The organism is Pelomonas aquatica (assembly GCF_026712205.1).
GTDB classification, from domain to species: domain Bacteria; phylum Pseudomonadota; class Gammaproteobacteria; order Burkholderiales; family Burkholderiaceae_C; genus Pelomonas; species Pelomonas aquatica.
Genome location: NZ_JAPPUW010000025.1, coordinates 11986 through 26196 on the forward strand (window position 1 = coordinate 11986; position 14211 = coordinate 26196).

At 64.8% G+C, this 14211-nt stretch carries 15 protein-coding genes; 11 read left to right on the forward strand and 4 right to left on the reverse strand.

Translation table 11 applies throughout. The annotated features are described in order from the left end of the window. Positions 1–9 precede the first annotated feature (9 nt). The 4 genes from NYP07_RS20510 to NYP07_RS20525 are packed head-to-tail and all read left to right on the forward strand — an operon-like array spanning position 10 to position 5037. Complete coding sequence (locus NYP07_RS20510) at positions 10–735, forward strand: ABC transporter ATP-binding protein (protein ID WP_268153599.1); 726 nt, start codon at positions 10–12, stop codon at positions 733–735. Then, positions 732–3086 carry an ABC transporter permease gene (locus NYP07_RS20515; protein ID WP_268153600.1) on the forward strand — a complete coding sequence of 785 codons (2355 nt, stop codon included), beginning with the start codon at positions 732–734 and terminating at the stop codon, positions 3084–3086. The genes NYP07_RS20510 and NYP07_RS20515 overlap by 4 nt, the downstream gene beginning before the upstream one ends. After that, entirely contained in the window at positions 3083–3862 is a 780-nt protein-coding gene (locus NYP07_RS20520; RefSeq protein ID WP_268153601.1) for an outer membrane lipoprotein-sorting protein, read from the forward strand. The genes NYP07_RS20515 and NYP07_RS20520 overlap by 4 nt, the downstream gene beginning before the upstream one ends. After that, on the forward strand, positions 3859–5037 hold the full coding sequence (locus NYP07_RS20525) for a hypothetical protein (RefSeq protein WP_268153602.1): 1179 nt from the start codon (positions 3859–3861) through the stop codon (positions 5035–5037). Before NYP07_RS20520 ends, NYP07_RS20525 begins: the two co-directional genes overlap by 4 nt. A 5-nt stretch (positions 5038–5042) precedes the next feature. Here the strand turns inward: NYP07_RS20525 and NYP07_RS20530 are convergent, their stop codons facing one another. From NYP07_RS20530 to merR, 3 genes are all read right to left on the reverse strand, one after another. Continuing rightward, entirely contained in the window at positions 5043–5459 is a 417-nt protein-coding gene (locus NYP07_RS20530; protein WP_268153603.1) for an ArsR/SmtB family transcription factor, read from the reverse strand. A 102-nt stretch (positions 5460–5561) separates the two neighbouring features. Further along, positions 5562–6014 (reverse strand): DUF5990 family protein, encoded by a 453-nt coding sequence (locus NYP07_RS20535; protein WP_268153604.1) that lies wholly within the window; start codon positions 6012–6014, stop codon positions 5562–5564. A gap of 247 nt (positions 6015–6261) precedes the next feature. Continuing rightward, the gene (gene merR, locus NYP07_RS20540) at positions 6262–6660 is read right to left on the reverse strand and encodes an Hg(II)-responsive transcriptional regulator (protein WP_268153605.1); all 399 of its coding nucleotides are present in this window, start codon (positions 6658–6660) and stop codon (positions 6262–6264) included. A 76-nt stretch (positions 6661–6736) separates the two neighbouring features. On the opposite strand from merR, the gene NYP07_RS20545 reads away from it, so the two are divergent. From NYP07_RS20545 to NYP07_RS20555, 3 genes are read left to right on the forward strand one after another with little or no spacing between them, the layout of a single operon-like run. Then, complete coding sequence (locus tag NYP07_RS20545) at positions 6737–7078, forward strand: mercuric transporter MerT family protein (RefSeq protein ID WP_268153606.1); 342 nt, start codon at positions 6737–6739, stop codon at positions 7076–7078. A gap of 11 nt (positions 7079–7089) precedes the next feature. Further along, positions 7090–7368 (forward strand): mercury resistance system periplasmic binding protein MerP, encoded by a 279-nt coding sequence (gene merP / locus NYP07_RS20550; protein WP_268153607.1) that lies wholly within the window; start codon positions 7090–7092, stop codon positions 7366–7368. Next, entirely contained in the window at positions 7365–7592 is a 228-nt protein-coding gene (locus NYP07_RS20555) for a GDCCVxC domain-containing (seleno)protein (protein ID WP_268153608.1), read from the forward strand. The genes merP and NYP07_RS20555 overlap by 4 nt, the downstream gene beginning before the upstream one ends. Positions 7593–7659: 67 nt before the next feature. Here the strand turns inward: NYP07_RS20555 and cadR are convergent, their stop codons facing one another. Further along, positions 7660–8121 carry a Cd(II)/Pb(II)-responsive transcriptional regulator gene (cadR, locus tag NYP07_RS20560; protein ID WP_268153609.1) on the reverse strand — a complete coding sequence of 154 codons (462 nt, stop codon included), beginning with the start codon at positions 8119–8121 and terminating at the stop codon, positions 7660–7662. Positions 8122–8408: 287 nt separating this feature from the next. On the opposite strand from cadR, the gene NYP07_RS20565 reads away from it, so the two are divergent. The 4 genes from NYP07_RS20565 (at position 8409) to NYP07_RS20580 (ending at position 14206) form a co-directional block, all read left to right on the forward strand. Further along, complete coding sequence (locus tag NYP07_RS20565; protein WP_268153611.1) at positions 8409–10484, forward strand: heavy metal translocating P-type ATPase; 2076 nt, start codon at positions 8409–8411, stop codon at positions 10482–10484. Between the two features lie 57 nt (positions 10485–10541). After that, positions 10542–12482 (forward strand): cytochrome c/FTR1 family iron permease, encoded by a 1941-nt coding sequence (locus NYP07_RS20570; protein WP_268153612.1) that lies wholly within the window; start codon positions 10542–10544, stop codon positions 12480–12482. Positions 12483–12532: 50 nt separating this feature from the next. Further along, on the forward strand, positions 12533–12919 hold the full coding sequence (gene czcI, locus NYP07_RS20575) for a cation efflux protein, CzcI family (protein WP_268153613.1): 387 nt from the start codon (positions 12533–12535) through the stop codon (positions 12917–12919). Between the two features lie 69 nt (positions 12920–12988). Next, a complete protein-coding gene (locus tag NYP07_RS20580; protein WP_268153615.1) occupies positions 12989–14206 on the forward strand; it encodes a TolC family protein in 1218 nt (405 codons plus the stop codon). Positions 14207–14211 lie beyond the last annotated feature (5 nt).

Below are 14211 nucleotides of genomic sequence, written 5' to 3' on the forward strand. Positions count from 1 at the left end.
GACACCAAGATGTCCAAGCAAGAGCAAGTCGTCGTTGCCGTGAGCGGCCTGACCAAGGGGTATTCACAGGGCGGCGCCAACGTCGCGGTGCTCAACGGGTTGAAGATGTCGATCCGGCGCGGCGAGTCCGTGGCCATTCTTGGAGTCTCTGGAACTGGCAAGTCCACCTTGCTCAACATCCTCGGCGGCATCGACCCGGCGGACAGCGGTCAGATGTCGGTCGAAGGACAGGACATCGTCAAGCTCGACGCCGAGGGACTGGCGCGGTATCGGCGCGAGAAGGTCGGCTTCATCTTTCAGTTCTACAACCTGATCCCGACGTTGACTGCGGTCGAGAACGTCATGACCGGCTGGGAAGCAGCAGGCAAGCCTTCCAACCTGGGCGACAAGGCCGCGCGGGACATCCTGGCCTCGCTGGGCTTGCGCGACAAGCTGGACCGTTTTCCCGAGCAGTTGTCGGGCGGTGAGCAGCAACGGGTCGCCATTGCGCGCGCCCTGGTCAAGCGGCCCGCCATCGTGCTCGCCGACGAACCCACCGGCAATCTGGACCCCAAGACGGCGGCGGCCACGACGGAGCTTCTGCTGGAGCAGGCCAGGCAGTTCGCGAGCGCATTGATCATCGTGACGCACAACCCGTCCATTGGCCAGCACACCGACCGCACGCTCGTCCTGCGCAATGGCGTCCTGGAGGAGCAGCAGCACGCTGCTTCGGCCCCAGAGGCGTACGCAGCATGATCGCGCGCCAACTTGTCGCAGCCATGCGCCGCGCGGCATGGCAGATGAAGGGGCGACTCTTTGCCGCCGGACTGATCATGGGCACGGCGCTCGCCATGTTCGTTGGCGTGTACAGCGCCATCGACAGCCTCTTCGACTCGAGGGCGGGTTGGTACAAAGAGTTCAACGTCGCCAAGCTCGAGTTGCGTGTTGTTCCCGAAGACAACATCAACATTCCGAGGCTTGAGGGCATCGATGGCGTTCAGGCCGTCGAGCGCCGTTTGATGCTTCCCGGCAATATCGATACCAAGGCCGGCGCCAAGCTCTACGCGGTGATGATCGCGACGGAGAAGTCGCCCATCGTGAACCGGCTGCGCATTGACGAGGGGCAGGATCTCGATCCGTCTCAACCGACGGCTGTGGTGATCGAGCGGTCGATGGCGCAGCATCACGACTACAAGGTGGGCGACAAGTTCCGCCTCAACATCGGCAAGGATCACTACGACCTGACCGTGCGCGGCATCGCCATGTCGCCTGAGTTCCTGATCGACAGCGCGAACCCGAACTTCTTCCTGCCCAGCAAGGGCTCGCTGGGCGCCGTATTCGTTCCCTACTCCCTGGTGCAACCCCGCCTGGGCTACCAGTTGGTCAACAGCCTGCTCGTCGACATCAAGGACGGGGCAGACCATCGCGCCGTTGAGAAAGCGGCCCTGAAGGCGCTCAGCAAGAAGGTCACGGTTGAGGAAAGTCTGCCGCTGGAGCGGCAGTTCGGTCACCTCTATCTCGAGCTGGACCTCGGTGCGTTCGAGATCTTCGTGCCCGCCATCGTGCTGATCTTCGTGTTGACCGCGTTGGTGATCACGGTGTTCCTGCTGTACCAATGGATCAACGAGAAGAAGGCCGAGATCGGCGTGATGATGTCGATCGGCTATCGGACGCGGGACATCATGCTGTCCTTCGCGATGCCGGCGGCCCTGATCGGGATGATCGCCATCATCTCGGGCACCTTGCTGAGCTTCGTTCTCCTGTACGGCTTCGGGACGGACTACGCCAAGGCCCTCGGCCTTCCAGAGCCCAACCTGACCCTGCGCGCGTTGCCCCTCGTCCAGGGCTATCTCGGCTTGTTAGCGATCCTGATCGTCGCGACCGCGATCCCCTTGCGCAGCATCCTGCGCATGACGCCTCGAGAAGCGGTGCGCGGCAACACGCAAGACAGCGGCACCGTCGCAGGCAAGGTCAGCGCAGGACTCGGTCGACTCAGCCAATCGGTGGCTTGGCGCTATGCCGTGCGCAACCTGCAACGCGGCAAGGGCCTGGCCCTGATGTCTGTCGTGGCGGTGGCCTTGTCTCTGGGCGCCTCGCTGTCCTACTTTGTTTCGCTCACCTCCTTCGAGCAGAGCATCGTGAAGCGATTCAGCACGGACGATTGGGACGTCGCGGTCGACTTCCTCGCGCCCGTCTGGACGGACGAGCTCGCCGACATCAAGAAGACGGCTGGTGTAACGCGTACCGACGCCTACCTGCGTGGGACCATCAAGGTCCAAAAGGGCGACAAGGTCGAGCCGTCCTTCCTGCTCGGCATCGATCCCGCAAGCGGCGCCCGTCAGCTGCGCATGATTGCCGGCCGCAAGGTGCAGGCGGGTGAACGAGACGCCATCGTGCTTGAGCGCAAGACGGCGGACACCCTGGGCGTGGGCGTCGGGGACGAGGTGTCCATCGATGTGAGGGACAAGGCCTGGAAGACCAAGGTCGTCGGCATCTTCTCCGGCGTGCTGCCCGGCGAGTCCTACGCGTCGCTGGCTGATGCCCAGGCTTGGTTTGACATGGACGACCAGGTCACGGGCATGTTCCTGAAGACCGGCGCAGGCTTCGGGCAACTCGACGAGCTCTACAAGCTCGACCGAGTGGGCCGAGTGACCTCGAAGGCGAACCTTGTCCACGAGTTCGTCGTCCACCTGAAGGAGATCGCCGGCATCGTGTACCTCGCCTTCATCTTCAGCCTCCTGGTGGCGGTGCTGTTCCTGTTCTCCACCACGGCCTATGGGGTGCTGAGGCGGCTGGCCGAGTATTCGACGCTGCGCACGATTGGCTTCGCCGACCGCACGGTCCTCAAGATGATCCTGTTCGAGGTTGCCACCATCGGCGCCGTTGGCACCGTGGTCGCCGTCGCGGCCGGCATCGCGATATCCACTGGGCTGAATGGCGTGTTGAGCAATGCGTGGTTCCAGGTCGATACGACCATCACGCTGCAGGACATGCTGGTCGTGCTGCTGCCCGCACTGATCTTCCTGCCTCTGACGGCCATTCCTCCCTTCAAGACCATTGTTCGCGCCGGCATGGTGCCGACGCTTCGCCGGAGGGCGTTCGGATGAGCAAGCAGACCTACATCACCACAGCCCTGCTGGTGCTGGCTTCGGCAGTCAACGCTGCCGACGGCAACAGCGTCATCAAGGATTCCGAGCGGCGCATCAAGAGTGCCACCGAGAAGACCATCTATCGGATGGAGCTGCTGGACGGCGCCGGGCAGGTCCAGCAGACGCGCGGCATCGAGCTGTACTACAAGAAGGTCGAGGGAACCGAGACCACGCTGTTCAAGTTCACGACGCCCCCGGTCATCCAGGGCACCGGCCTGCTGATCGTGGATGGTGGCAAACCAGTCAACGACATCTGGATGTACCTGCCGGCGACGCGCAAGATCCGTCGCATCGCCGGGTCGGAGAAGTCCAACTGGTTCATGGGTACCGAGTTCACCCATGAAGATTTCGAGGACTACAAGACCAGTGCCTACAGCTTCACGCTGGACAAGGAAGACGAAGCCTGCGGCGAGCAGCAAAAGTGCTTCGTCGTGACGGCTTCGGCTAGCGATGCAGCCGAGAAAGAGGCGTCTGGCTACGGCAAGAAGACGTACTGGATCGAGAAGCAGACGCTGTATCCCGTCCGGATCGACTACTTCGACAAAGCAGGCGCGCCAGCGAAGCGGCTCGACGTACGAAAGCTGGCCAAGTCGGGCGAATACTGGCGGCCGCAGGTCTACGAAATGCGCAACCTGGCCAACGGCAGGACCACGCGCCTGACCGCTTCCTCTCGCGAGGTTGACGGCAAGCTGGATGACTTCTACGTGTCCCAGCGCTATCTGCGATCCGAATGAGGCCAGCCAAGTGCGCTGCCTGGGCGCCGCTGGTTGCGAGCCTCTTGCTGGCTTCTGGCGCGCAAGCGTCTGACGCCACCTGGGGGCTGAAGTCGACAGCCCTGGTCGGCACACCAATCGCGGACGCCGGCGACCGCTCCAGCCGGCTGACCTTGGAGCCATCCCTGAAGTGGCAGGTGCAAGGCATCGAGCTTCGCGCCAGAGAGCGCCTGCGCCGCATCGCCGGCGCGGGCGCTCATCGCGGGGACGCTGACCTGCGCGAGCTCACGGCAGCATGGCGCGGGGATGACATCACCGTGACCGTGGGAGCCCAGCAGTTGAACTGGGGGCGTATGGACATCCTGCGGGTAACCGACGTGATCAATCCTATCGACACCTACGACTTGTTCTACGAAGAGCTGCCCGAAGCCAAGCTCGCGCAGTGGATGGCCAACTTCGAGTGGCAGGGCGAAGGTCAGACACTGCAGTTCATCGTCTCGCCTCAGGTGCCCGTCGACCGTCTGCCGACCCAGGCCATGGGCCTGCCCGTCCAGACGGATCGGCCGTCTACGTCGCTGAGCAACGCCACGCTTGCCGTCCGCTACGGCGTGGAAGCCGCCGGGTGGAACGCGGATTTCCTGGCTCTGCATGGATGGCTCTCTGCACCGACCTTGCAGCCCGTGATCGAGTCGACTGGGCCCAAGCTGCTCGGCCGGCTGTCACGGCAGACGGGTGTCGGTTTCTCCGCAGACAAACCCGTCGGCCCGGCTGTCATTCGCCTGGAAGCGTTGTACGCGCGCATAACGCCCGAAGTTGATGCCGTGGGAACTGCGCCTGGCACCAGGACGCAGGCCTCGTTCGGATTGGGTGTCGACGTGAGGCACGGCCCATGGTTCTTTGCGGCGCAAGCCATCGCGGCCCACGACCGAGGCACGACCGCCGGCTCCGGCAACAACGCCTTTCTGAGCCTCATCGTGCAACGGAAGTGGCTTCAGGATCGCCTGGCGGGCCGGGCAATGCATATCCGCGATTCCAGGAACGGGTCGTCGTGGAGCTCGTTGCAAATGGCCTATGAACTCACCGCCAACCAGCTGCTGCAGCTGCAATGCGATCGGTTCGACGGCGCGCCATCGACGCCATTCGGCGCTTTTGCAGACCGAAGCCGCGTTGCCGCGTCGGTCAGGTTGCAGTTCTAGGGTGTTCAGCGAAGCTGATCTGGGGGGCAGCAAACCTGGGCGGCATGTCGCAGATGCGACAGGAGCAATTCGAGCTTGCCAATGATGGCGGGACCATCGAGCTCGTACTCCGTGAACCGTTGGACGCGGTGGCTGCGCACGAAGCCGGCTTGCTCCAGAAACGCGAGGTGCCTGGACACCACCGACCGATCCTGGACGAGGTGTTGGGCGACCTCCTGGACGTTCGAACGGCCTTCCTGCAGCAGGATCAAAACGATCTGCTGGCGAACTGGCTCCGCAATGGCCTTGAAGAAGTTCGCATCGAGCGTACTGGCCAGCGCTTCGACGGCGTTGTTCTTGGCCCGCTTTGATATGGCGCGTGGCTTGGGTTGCTCTGTCGCCACCGGTGCTTCCATATCTCGAGGTTTCTTGGCGACCAACATGGCTGTGATGCTAACTGTGAGTGGATGCCCGTGCCAAGGCGCGGATGTTTGCAAAGATCAAAAATGAAACGTCTGCCGGCTCACAGAGGCCGGCCTGAAGAGCTACAGCTTCACCGTTAGGCGCCACGAGATCGCATGAGGCCGAATGCTGGCGCATACCGGCCCCCCATCGCCAGCCGTTCCAAGAATACGAGCTTCGATGGCGCAGGCTGGGTCACCCACAGCGGACTCGATCAGGGGGCGAGGAATCGCGGCCAGCTTGACCTTTGCTCTGCGCTCCCAGCACGATGCCGATTGGCCAGCGAGAGTGCCGGAGTTCAGGTAGATGAAGCGGTCGGCCGGCGCGCCTTGCGCATAGGGGCCGCGAAAGTTGAATGCCCCATCCACAAGGGGCGGCCCGAGACGCATGGTGATGGCAAACGCAACGGATTCGACATCCGATGCATAGGGCGGCAGCAGCTCGTCGCGGCCCCGTTGCACAGCAAACACAACCCCAGGTGGCGGCGCCAAGACCGTCAGCAAGAGTTGAAGTACAGGTGCGGCGCTCTGCTGCATGGGTTCCGTCCAAGTCGTCAGCCGGCGGCTAGCGTCGATGCTCGGGGAGCGAGCATCTTTACCTCCGGCCTCACATTGGAGCAGCAGCGCAGTCACTGCTCTGAACCTGGCCTTCAGATCGGCGAGCTTGCCCTAGTTGAAGTTGGTCACCAACGTAGCGCTGTCCAGAACTCGGCGTCGCATCAAAAGTCGTCAGGCAGGGGCTGCGCCGGCATCCACAACGGTTGCTTGACGCGGGCTTAGTGGTTCAGTCCGCCGTCAGCGCATGGATGATGGGGCAGTTGCCCTGCGCCTCCCCCGTGTCGCACTGCTGCAGCAAAGCCGTCAGCGCCTTGCGCATCGCCCTCAGGTCGGCGAGCTTGTCCTCGATGACCTGCAGCTTGTGCGTGGCCAGCTCGCGCGTCTCGGCACAGGCACAGGCCTCGTCCAGTGCGAGCAGGCTGCCCACCTCTTCGAGCGTGAAGCCCAGCACCTGGGCCCGCTTGATGAAGCGCACGCGCTTGATGGCGGCCGGGTCATAGCGCCTGTGCCCGCCCATGGGCTTATCGGGCTCGGCCATCAGGCCGCGGCGCTGGTAGTAGCGGATGGTCTCCACGTTCACGCCGGCCTCGTCGGCCAGCCGCCCTATCGTCAACTCACTTGTCATCTGCCCCCTTGACTCCGTACCATGGTACGGACTCTAGACTGTCGGCCGTCGTGTAGGTGCACCCCGGTGGAGGGCAATGTCCAAGGTCAAGAGTTCGTTGGTCGCCAGCGTGCTGGCGGCGGTTGGTGCGTCGGTGTGCTGCGTCGGGCCGCTGGTGCTGCTCACGCTGGGCATTGGCGGCGCCTGGGTCTCCAGCCTGACCGCGCTGGAGCCGCTGAGGCCCTGGTTCATCGCCCTGACGCTGCTGTTCCTGGGCCTGGCGTTCCGGCGCCTGTACCTGCAACCGCAGGTCTGCGAACCCGGCTCTGCGTGCGCCGAGCCCATCGTCCTCCAGCGCCAGCGGCTGATCTTCTGGGCCATTGCGCTGGCGTTGTTTGTGTTGTTGTCGGTGCCCGGACTGGCGCCGCTTTTTCTCTGAAGGGACTCCCCATGCGCAAGTTGCTCACCGCCGCGCTCGTCACGCTGATGCCACTGGCCGCGTTCGCGGCCACACCGCAGACCGCCGTGCTCGACCTCCAGAACATGACCTGCGCGCTGTGCCAGGTCACGGTGAAGAAATCGCTGGAGCAAGTGGCCGGCGTGAGCCAGGCCCGCGTCGACTTCACGAAGAAGACAGCTACGGTGACGTTTGATGCCGACAAGACCAACGCGACGGCGCTGGCCAAGGCCACGACCGATGCAGGCTTTCCCTCAACGGTCCACAAATGACCCCGACCGCGCCCCAGCTTGAGTCAGTGCTGACCTGCCCCGAATGCGGCCACGCCAGACGCGAGGTGATGCCCACCGACGCCTGCCAGTTCTTCTACGAATGCGAGCACTGCAAGGCCGTGCTGCGGCCCAAGGCCGGTGGCTGCTGCGTGTTCTGCTCGTATGGCTCGGTCAAGTGCCCGCCGGTGCAGATGCAGCAGGGCTGCTCGAGCTGCGGCGCCTGAAGGCTACCAACTGATTGGGTACCCCCCAATGACGAGGGTCGCCAATGTAGCCGCGCAGGCCCGGCGCCTAGTGGCCGTGGACTGAGCGCAGGTGGCTGTGCTCCTTCGTCGCAGCCGTAGCGGCCGCTGGGTCTTGTGCCGCCTCGGCCAGGCCGGCCAGGATGCCGCACTGGTCGGCCGCCCGCGCGGCGCCGCAGCGCAGACGCAACTCCTTCAGTTCGCGCTCCAGTGAGCGCAGTTCCTTGATGCGCCTGGAGACATGGCCAATGTGCTCGTCCAGCAGTGCGTTCACGTCCCCACAGTCACCGGAAGGCTCGTCCTTGAATCGCAGCAGCACGCGCACCTCGTCCAGCGACATGTCCAGCCCACGGCAGTAGCGGATGAACTGCAGTCGCTCCAGGTGGGGCGGCTCGTAGATGCGGAAGTTGCCGCCCGTGCGCGCTGGTGGCGGCAGCAAGCCTTCGCGCTCGTAGTAGCGGATCGTCTCGATCGGCGTGGCCGAGGCGGTCGACAGCTCGCCAATTTTCATGAACAGCCCCTGAAGGATTGTGGAAAGTGTAGAGGGGCTTGACTCTGGAGCCACTACAGGTTGTCCAATGGCGATCTTGCTGAACGATGCCGCCCCCAATGCCCCACTCTGAACATGCCCACACCGGCCACGAGCACGGGCACCACGACCATCACCACGGGCATGAGCACAACCATGCGCCGGCGAAGGCCTGCGGCACAGCCACCTGTGGTGGTGGAGCCTGCACCTCCGCAGCGGCTCCGGCGGCCGCGCTGGTTGACGGTGGGCTGCTCTTGCGCATCCCGTCCATGGACTGCCCCACCGAAGAGGGGCAGATCCGTCGGGCGCTGGAGGGCTTCGCCGAAGTGCGGCGCCTGCAGTTTGATCTGGCGGGGCGGGCCCTGGCCATCGATGCGCCGCCTGCCTCCTGGGATGCCGTCACCACAGCCATCAACGCTGCCGGGTTCAAGACCGAGACGCTGTCCGCACCACCGGCTGCCGAAGACACCGCCAAGGCGCAACGCGCCGAATTGGGGCGGCTGATCGCGGCCCTGGTCGTGGCCATCGGTGCCGAGTTGGTCCACTTCCTCGCGCCGGACGCGCTGCCGTGGCGAGTCGCGGGCATGGGCATCGCGGCGGGCGCCATCGCTTTGTCGGGCACGGCGGTCTTTCGCAAGGGCGTGGCCGCGCTATTCCGGGGCCAGCTCAACATCAACGCGCTGATGAGCGTCGCCGTTGCTGGCGCGTTCGCCATCGGCCAATGGCCCGAGGCGGCGATGGTCATGGCGCTGTACTCGCTGGCCGAACTTATCGAGGCGAGATCGGTCGAGCGCGCGCGCAACGCCATCACGGGCCTGCTGCAGCTGTCGCCGGCTCGGGTCGAGGTGCGCCAGGCCGATGATGTCTGGACCAGCGTCGAAGCCAAGGCCGTGGCCGTGGGCGCCATCGCACGGGTCAAGCCCGGAGAACGCTTCGCGCTCGACGGCCGGGTGACCGCAGGGCAAAGCGCTGTCGACCAGTCTCCGGTCACGGGCGAGAGCATTCCCGTCGACAAGGCGATCGGCGACGAGGTGTTTGCCGGCACCATCAACCAGAGCGGGTCGCTGGAGTTCGAGGTCACCAAGCCGGCCAGCGATACCGTCCTGGCGCGCATCATTCACGCCGTCGAAGCCGCCCAAGGCCAGCGCGCGCCGACGCAGCGCTTCGTCGACCGCTTCGCGGCCATCTACACCCCTGCGGTCTTCGTGCTCGCGCTCGCCGTGGCCGTGGGCACGCCGCTGGCGCTGGGCTGGCCATGGCTGACGGGGATCTACAAGGCTTTGGTGCTGCTGGTCATCGCCTGCCCCTGCGCCCTGGTCATCTCCACGCCCGTCACCGTCGTGAGCGGCCTGGCCGCCGCGGCGCGCCGAGGCATCCTGATCAAGGGTGGTGTCTACCTGGAGAATGCGCGCAAGCTGAGCGTTGTGGCGCTCGACAAGACCGGCACGCTGACCGAGGGCAAGCCCAAGCTGGTCGCGCAGGTGATGAGAACCCAGGCGCTGCCGGAGGATCAGGTGCTGCGCATCGCACGCAGTCTTGCTGGCCGGTCTGATCACCCGGTCTCCAAGGCCATTGCCGCTGGACTGGCTGGCGAGGCGTCCGTGGTCCAGAACTTCGGTGCCGAGTTGGGGCGCGGCGTCCACGGCTCGGTGGACGGCCAGGACTACGTGCTGGGTAACCACCGCTGGATTCACGAACGCGGCCACTGCTCAGCCGAGCTTGAGGCGCTGATGCATGAGCATGAGGCTCAAGGTCGGACCATCACCGTCCTGGCTAACGCCCAAGAGGTGTTGGCGCTCTTCGCCGTTGCCGACACGACCAAGGAGTCCAGCAGGCAGGCCATTGCCGAGTTGAAGGCACTGGGCGTGCGGACCGTGATGCTGACCGGCGACAACCCGTCCACGGCGCAGAACATCGCCAAACAGGTGGGCATCGATGATGTTCGCGCCGACCTGCTGCCGCAGGACAAGCAGAAGGCGGTCGAGCAGTTGGGCGCCAGCGGCGAGGTCGGTATGGTCGGTGACGGCGTCAACGACTCCCCCAGCCTCGCGGCGGCGGCCATTGGCTTCTCGATGGGCGGCGCCGGCACCGACACGGCGAAAGAAGCGGCCGACGTCCTCATCATGAACGACGATCTGCGCAAAGTGCCCGAGACCATCCGCTTGTCGCAAAAGACCTACTCGGTGCTCTGGCAGAACATCGCACTTGCGCTGGGCATCAAAGCGGTGTTCTTCGTCCTGGCAGTCTTCGGCAGCGCCACCATGTGGATGGCCGTCTTTGCTGACATGGGTGCGAGCCTGCTGGTTGTCTTCAACGGCCTGCGCCTTTTGAAGAGCACTCGCTAAATTTTTCGGCCACACAGGCTCGCGTCGCGCGGGCCATCTTTTTGCACAAGAACCGAAATGAGTCTCACTAAGACAGCACGCCGCGGCGCCCAAGTCCTCGCAGTCCTTGCTGCGGTCCTCTTCTCAGGCGTGCTGCAAGCGTCAGAAGCCGACGTGAAGCGCGTTTGGCAAATCCTCGACTACCTGGCCGTCGACTACGCGGGTGCGGTCAAGGACGGCAAGGTGGTTTCGCAGTCCGAATACGACGAGATGAAGGAGTTCGTGCTGACGGCGCGAACCAAAATCACAGCATTGGAAGCCAAGAGCGAGCAGGCTGCGCTGATTGCCCAGGCTACTGAGCTGGAGGCGGCCATCGGCGCCCGAGCCGAGGCGAGCAAGGTCGGCACGCTGTCCAAGGCTTTGGCCAAGCATCTTGTCGCCGCCTATCCGGTCCCGCTGGCGCCTTCGACCATCCCAGACGTCAAACTCGGCGCGAAGGTCTACGCGGAAAACTGCGCGAGTTGCCACGGCACAACCGGCGACGGCATGGGCCCCGTCGGTAAGGCCCTGAACCCTCTGCCGGTCGCGTTCACCGACAAAGAGCGTGCGCGCCAACGCAGCCTCTTTGCTCTCTACCAAGCTGTATCCCAAGGCATCACCGGGACAGCGATGCCCGCGTTCGGCCAGCTCTCGGATGACGACCGATGGGCGGTGGCCACCTACCTGGGCACCTTCGCACACGACCGCAACGAGGTTGAGCAAGGCAAGAAGGTCTGGGCTGAGGACGAGAAGGCGAAGGTCGCGGTCCCCAGCTTTGACCGCTTCGTTGGCCTGACGCAGAACGACTTGGCCGAGTCGCTGGGCACGAAAGACGCGAGCTTGGTCATGGCCTACCTGCACGCAAATCCGGACGTGCTGAACCAGGTTCCCGCAGGCGGCATGACGCTCGCGCGCAAGCAGCTCATCGATAGCTTGGCGGCCTACAAGGCAGGTGACGTCAAGAAGGCCCAAGACCTTGCCTTGTCGTCCTACCTGGATGGAGTCGAGCCCTACGAGCAGGCCCTCGCGGCCAAGGATGGCTCGTTGAAGAACCAGATTGAAGTGGCGATGAGCCGCTACCGGTCGAACATTTCGGACAGATCCTCCGTGGACATGGTGGCCGCATCGGCGGCTGAAGTGGAGCAGCTCTTTACGCTTGGCGACAAGGTGCTTGCGGACTCACGGGCGGACGCAACGGCTGCCTTCTTGGGCAGTCTGACCATCCTGCTGCGCGAGGGTCTTGAGGCCCTTCTTGTCGTGGTGGCCATGATTGCGTTCCTGCGCAAGGCGGAGCGTCCAGATGTCCTGGCATACGTTCACGCGGGCTGGTTGACAGCGCTCCTCGCAGGCGCGGCGACCTGGGGTGCGGCAACGTATCTCGTCACCATCACCGGCGCGAACCGGGAAGTGACGGAGGGGTTGTCGAGCCTCTTCGCTGCGGCCGTGCTTGTGAGCGTCGGCGTCTGGATGCACCAGAAGAGCGTCGCCGGACAGTGGCAGGCCTACTTGCGCGAGCGCATGTCCGCAGCCTTGAACCGAAAGTCGGCGTTCGTCATGTTCGGCCTGGCCTTCATTGCCGTGTATCGCGAGGTCTTCGAGACCATCCTGTTCTACGCGGCGCTTTGGGGTCAGGGCAACGACCACGCCATCCTGGCCGGCCTGGCTGCCGGTGTCCTGTCTCTGGCAGCAATCACCGTCTTGCTGCTGCGCTTCAGCGCGAGGTTGCCCATCGGCAAGTTCTTCTCCGCCAGCTCCTGGCTTGTCGCCGTGCTTGCCGTCGTTCTCACCGGCAAGGGCGTAGCAGCGCTGCAGGAGGCCGGGTGGATTGCCCCGAGTGCGCTCACCGCTCCAAGGTTGGAACTGCTTGGTGTGTACCCATCCACCATCGGGCTCACCGCGCAGGCGGTCGTTCTGGCGTTCGTGCTGGGATTCTTCCTTTGGCATGGCCGCACGCAGTCCAAGCCGGAGCAGCACGGATGACGACACGGGGCCAGCGTGTGTGAACCCAGGCCGCTAAACTGCCAACGCTGATGACTATCCGTCGCCTCCACCGCCTGACCGCTGCGTTCCTCGTGGCGCTGTCCTTCCTGCTGCCGCTTCAGGTCGCGTGGGGCGCTGCGGCCGCGTATTGCGAACACGAGACGACGACTCAGGGAGCCAAGCACTTCGGGCACCACCAGCACGAGCACAAGGCCGACGCGCACGATGCTGAAGCGAAGAAGTCCGTGGCGAAGAAGTTGGTCGTCGACAACGACTGTGCTTCTTGCCACATCAGCAGCTCGGCCATAGCCGCCGATGCAGCAGCTGGCCTGTGGCCTGCAGGCCTCGCGGCCGGCTTGGTCGCCGTCACCTCCGACGCACATGCGTCTGCGCCCACCAGGGCGCCAGACCGCCCTCAGTGGCGCCGTCTCGCCTAGCCGGCGAGACAGGAGGACTTCCAACCACACCCCTCTCGCCGAATCCCTGGTTTCAACCTATGAGATTCGATGAGAAGAATTCTTTGGCCGCTCGGGCTGGCGGCAGCATTGCTCAGCCCATTCACCGTCCGCGCTCAGCAGACGACAGACACCCTCACCCTTGAACAGGCGCTCGAGCTGGCGACATCGCGCAGCTTCGTGGTGTCGGCAGCGCAGCGTGAGCTTGAGGCCCAGGACGGCTCCGTCCGACAGGCGGGCGCATTTCGCAACCCCGAACTCGCGGCAAGCGTCGAGGACACGCGCAGCGCGACACGGACGACAACGACCACGTTGAACATCCCGTTGGAGCTGGCCGGCAAGCGCACGGCCCGCGTCAATGCGGCACAGCGGGCTCGCGACCTGGCTGAGGTCGAACTGACCAATGCGAAGGCCCAGGTTCGCTCGTCAGTCATCGCCGCCTACTTCACCGTCCTCGCCGCGCAGGAGCGCTCCAAGCTCGCTGCCAACTCGGCGGACCTCGCGACCAGCGGTGCCCAGGCCGTGACCAAGCGCGTGGCCGCCGGCAAGGTCTCCCCCGTGGACGCCACCCGCGCCCAGGTCGACCAGGCCAACGCGCAGCTCGAAGTCACAGAGGCACAAGCCGCGCTGACGACTGCCCGTCACGCCCTGGTCGCGCTTTGGGGCGACACGGAACCGCGCTTCGCCAGCGTCGCGGGAGACATCAGCGTCGTCCCTGAACGCGCACCTCTCCCTGAGCTGGTGAGCCGACTTGAGGAAGCCCCCGCGCTGCTGGCTGCCCGTACCGAGGTAGAGCGTCGCAAGGCCTTGGTGGACGTCGAGCGCAGCAAGGCCGTGCCCGACGTAACCCTCAGCGTCGGCGCCAAGCGCGACAACGAGATGGGGCGCACCCAGGCCATCGTCGGCCTGTCCATCCCGCTGCCGCTCTTTGACCGCAACCAGGGCGCGGTTTACGAGGCCAGCAAGCGGGCCGACAAGGCGGAGGACGAGTTCCAGGCCGCGCGCCTGCGCGTCCTTGCCGAGTTGCAGACAGCGGCAGTGCAGCTGTCCATCGCACGCACCTCGCTGCAGGCGCTGCAGTCGACGGTCCTGCCCGCAGCGCAGCTGGCTTATGACTCGGCCAGCAAGGGCTTCGAGGCTGGGAAGTTCGGCTTCCTCGACGTCATCGACGCGCAGCGCTCGCTGCTGCAAGCCCGGGCGCGCTACCTGAGCACGCTCTCCAACGCATACCAGGCCGCCACGGCCATCGACCGTCTGCTCGGTCGGTAAGAACG

Coding starts and splice junctions, on each gene's coding strand:
- NYP07_RS20510 (WP_268153599.1), top strand. CDS start 10: ATGTCCAAGCAAGAGCAAGTCGTCGTTGCCGTGAGCGGCCTGACCAAG.
- NYP07_RS20515 (WP_268153600.1), top strand. CDS start 732: ATGATCGCGCGCCAACTTGTCGCAGCCATGCGCCGCGCGGCATGGCAG.
- NYP07_RS20520 (WP_268153601.1), top strand. CDS start 3,083: ATGAGCAAGCAGACCTACATCACCACAGCCCTGCTGGTGCTGGCTTCG.
- NYP07_RS20525 (WP_268153602.1), top strand. CDS start 3,859: ATGAGGCCAGCCAAGTGCGCTGCCTGGGCGCCGCTGGTTGCGAGCCTC.
- NYP07_RS20530 (WP_268153603.1), bottom strand. CDS start 5,459: ATGTTGGTCGCCAAGAAACCTCGAGATATGGAAGCACCGGTGGCGACA.
- NYP07_RS20535 (WP_268153604.1), bottom strand. CDS start 6,014: ATGCAGCAGAGCGCCGCACCTGTACTTCAACTCTTGCTGACGGTCTTG.
- merR (WP_268153605.1), bottom strand. CDS start 6,660: ATGACAAGTGAGTTGACGATAGGGCGGCTGGCCGACGAGGCCGGCGTG.
- NYP07_RS20545 (WP_268153606.1), top strand. CDS start 6,737: ATGTCCAAGGTCAAGAGTTCGTTGGTCGCCAGCGTGCTGGCGGCGGTT.
- merP (WP_268153607.1), top strand. CDS start 7,090: ATGCGCAAGTTGCTCACCGCCGCGCTCGTCACGCTGATGCCACTGGCC.
- NYP07_RS20555 (WP_268153608.1), top strand. CDS start 7,365: ATGACCCCGACCGCGCCCCAGCTTGAGTCAGTGCTGACCTGCCCCGAA.
- cadR (WP_268153609.1), bottom strand. CDS start 8,121: ATGAAAATTGGCGAGCTGTCGACCGCCTCGGCCACGCCGATCGAGACG.
- NYP07_RS20565 (WP_268153611.1), top strand. CDS start 8,409: ATGGACTGCCCCACCGAAGAGGGGCAGATCCGTCGGGCGCTGGAGGGC.
- NYP07_RS20570 (WP_268153612.1), top strand. CDS start 10,542: ATGAGTCTCACTAAGACAGCACGCCGCGGCGCCCAAGTCCTCGCAGTC.
- czcI (WP_268153613.1), top strand. CDS start 12,533: ATGACTATCCGTCGCCTCCACCGCCTGACCGCTGCGTTCCTCGTGGCG.
- NYP07_RS20580 (WP_268153615.1), top strand. CDS start 12,989: ATGAGAAGAATTCTTTGGCCGCTCGGGCTGGCGGCAGCATTGCTCAGC.